General features: G+C 61.9%; 2 protein-coding genes and 1 pseudogene. 1 reads left to right on the forward strand and 2 read right to left on the reverse strand.

The window, feature by feature from the left end:
• Positions 1-167 precede the first annotated feature (167 nt).
• Positions 168-1,085, reverse strand: a complete 918-nt coding sequence (locus AB4Z11_RS27630; RefSeq protein WP_442029042.1) for a LysR family transcriptional regulator — start codon at positions 1,083-1,085, stop codon at positions 168-170.
• A gap of 278 nt (positions 1,086-1,363) precedes the next feature.
• Here AB4Z11_RS27630 and AB4Z11_RS27635 point away from each other — a divergent pair, with 278 nt between their 5' ends.
• Positions 1,364-2,728: a GIN domain-containing protein gene (locus AB4Z11_RS27635; RefSeq protein WP_442029043.1), complete on the forward strand. Its 1,365-nt coding sequence runs from the start codon at positions 1,364-1,366 to the stop codon at positions 2,726-2,728.
• A gap of 57 nt (positions 2,729-2,785) precedes the next feature.
• Here AB4Z11_RS27635 and AB4Z11_RS27640 read toward each other — a convergent pair.
• Positions 2,786-3,169, reverse strand: a pseudogene (locus AB4Z11_RS27640) (hypothetical protein); the annotation flags it as partial.

Consider the following 3,169-nt stretch of genomic DNA (forward strand, 5'->3'; position numbering starts at 1 on the left):
GCTTCGTAGCAGCCGGGGTATTGCTTCAAAGCACTCTCGCGAATTTCTTTTTGCAGGCCATTGATCAAGAACACGTACAAGGTCGCCCCTTGATCGGTCTTTTTGGTGCCCAGGTACTTGATCATCGTGTCTTCTCCTGACGAGCATTATGACATTTCGAAGGGAAATCACAATGATTTAAGCCAGGGATCGGCATCAGGTTCAGGGAAGGATTTCGCCATGAACTCCGTAAAGGCGCGCACCTTGGCCGACAGCAGGCGGYGGCTCGGATACACCATATAGACACCCAGCCGCCCTACGCAGTGGTCGCGCAGCAGGCGCACCAGTTTTCCGTCGGCAATATCGTCGCCCAAAGTGAAAGACGGGCGCATCATCACGCCCAGCCCGGCAATCGCCGCTTCCCGCAACACGGCGTTGTTATTGGACACCATCCGGCTGACGATCGGCACCTCCACCGGCTTGCCGCCACATTGTACGGGCCAGGTATGGCGTACCTTCTCATATGAATGGTTCAGGCAATCGTGCTTGCTCAGGTCGCGTGGCGCCATCGGCTCCCCCTTCCTGCTGACATAGCCGGGGGCGGCGGTCAGCACCACGCTGGAGGTGGCCAGTTTGCGGGYGATCATGCTGCTGTCGATCTTCTGGTTATCGATGAAGATGCCAATATCGTAGCCCTCCTCCACCAGATCGACCGGACGGTCGGCCAGGGTCACATCCAGCACCACCTTCGGCTCGGCCGCCGCAAACACGGGCAGCAGCGGCGCCAGCGCAGTCTGGCCGAAATTCGGATGGCAGTAGATGCGCAACGTCCCGCTCGGGCAGCGCGCCGACTGGGCGGCCATGGCGTCGGCATCGTCGATATCGCTCAGGATATGGCGCACCCGGTCCAGGTATTGCTGGCCGGTTTCGGTGAGTGAGAGTTTGCGGGTGCTGCGGTTCAGCAGGCGGGTGCCGAGGTGCTGTTCCAGGTCCGCCACATGGCGGGTGACCACGGCATTCGAGATATCCAGCTGGTCGCCCGCTCTGGCGAAGCTGCCCTGCTCCACCACTTTGGCGAATACCCGCATCGATTGAAGACGGTCCATGACAGCGTCCTTTATTTCTGTTTCAGAAATGGTCCATTGCCATTATTGGTCTTTTTTGCGCGAACCGCAACGGTTAGACTGGCTTCACTTCTCCGGTTTCTGAAGCCCGGTAATCTCCCTCCTCAGGCCGCCTTCGGGCGGCTTTTTTTCAAATGCATTTCAGTCGCGTTTTTTTGCAGTTGATTCCGCGAATTTGTGCGTCTGTCTTTTTCCGCACAACGCGGGTGACTGTTTGTCATATCGTTCAATTGTTGCCACCCTGGACAGTGATAAACAAAATGAAAACGCTGATCGCTACCGCTTCCGTTCTTACGCTTGCCGCCCTCGGGGTGAGCGCCCTGCAGACCACCCAAGCCGCCGCCCCGACCTCGGCGGAATTCGGCCGTGAGACACGCACAATGACCGCTTTCACTGCGGTGGACCTGTCCGGTCCTTACAAAGTGCTGATCAATGCATCCGGCGCCCAGCCCGGCCTGGAGCTGAGCGGTGTGCGCAAGGATTTTGCTGAAGTTGAGACGGTGGTGGAGAACGGCACGCTGTTCGTGCGCCCCAAGCACCGCAATCACTTCACGCTGCGCTTTGGCAAAGGACACGAACCTGTGGTCGTCAGCATTGCCGCGATTGGTCTGAAGAGCCTGAACATGTCCGGCAGCGGCGACGTGGAACTTGAACATTTCGAGGGCAATGAGCTGAAGCTGAACTCCAGCGGCCCTGGTGACCTGCATGCTTCCGGCATGGCGCGTGACCTGACGGTCCGCGCCAGCGGCAGCGGCGATCTGGACCTGCACCGCCTGCGTGCCAATAGCCTGAATCTGCAGATGAGCGGTCCTGGCGATGTGCATGCGACCGGCGTAACGCAGGATCTGAACGCCGTGCTGTCCGGTTCCGGCGACCTTGAGGTGGACGATATGCGCGCCGCCAAGGTCAATGCCAGCATGAGCGGCCCTGGCTCGGTGTCGCTGAGCGGCACCAGCCGCGAGATCCGCGCCGAGATTGGCGGTTCGGGCGATCTGGAAGCGTGCTCGCTGGCCGTCGAAACGGTCAGCGCGATGCTGAATGGTCCCGGCGGCGCCTGCGTGAGCGGCACGATCAAGCGCTTCGACGCCGAAGTACACGGTTCTGGCGACCTGGAGGCACGTGGCCTCCAGGCGCAGAACGCGCGCGTCATCATGAGCAGCGCGGGCAATGTAAGCCTGTCCGGCAGCAGCACGACGCTGAGCGCGGACATCAGCGGCTCGGGCGATCTGGATGCGAAAGGCCTTGAAGTGGCGCGCGCCATCACGYGCAGCAAGGGTCCAGGCAATATCAATCTGCGCAAGGTCAGCGAGACTCTGGACGCAGAGGTTCAGGGCTCGGGCGATGTGAACGCCGAGACGGAATGCAAGAACGTGAAAGTGACGATGAGCGGCCCCGGTGGTGTGCACCTGCGCGGCAAGTCGGCTTCGCTCGACGCGAAAGTGAGCGGCTCCGGCAGCCTGGATGCACGCGGCATGCTGACCAGCCAGGCCGCTGTGTCGGTACGCGGAGCGGGCAATGTGGTCGTCAACGTGAAGGGCAAGGTTGATGCGCAGGGCCGCCAGATCGTCACTGACAAGGAGCGCCTGGTCTGGATCGACCGCAGCGGCACCCGCGAAGAACACTGAATTTAAAAATTGTAAAGATTACGAAATCGCTGTCGGCATCTGTGGTGCTGGCAGCGATTAGTTTTTCAGGGCGTCCATTTGGCGCTGCAGGTAGCGCCTGAGCGCGGGGTCGGCTTCCAGGCCGATTGCGCGCTCGTAGGCACGCGCGGCGTCTTTTGTCTGCCCCGACTGCGCCAGCAGCGCTGCACGCGCGGCCCAGTAAGGCTGATACTCCGCCAGCCGCGCATCGCTTTCCAGCACATCCAGAATCGCCAAGCCCTCCAGCGCGCCCGCCTTCGCCGACGCGGCGCTTCCGCTTGCCGCTTCCTGCTCCGCCGCCTGCGCGGCGGCCATGCGCGTTGCGCGCCAGCGTGCGGCACGTCCACGCGGCGGCGCGGCGCGATCGATCGGCACGACGTTGCCGCCGCGCGGCGATGCTGCGTCGGCCGGAGCGGCGACATC

This window comes from Pseudoduganella sp. RAF53_2, assembly GCF_052113985.1.
Lineage (GTDB): Bacteria > Pseudomonadota > Gammaproteobacteria > Burkholderiales > Burkholderiaceae_D > Rugamonas.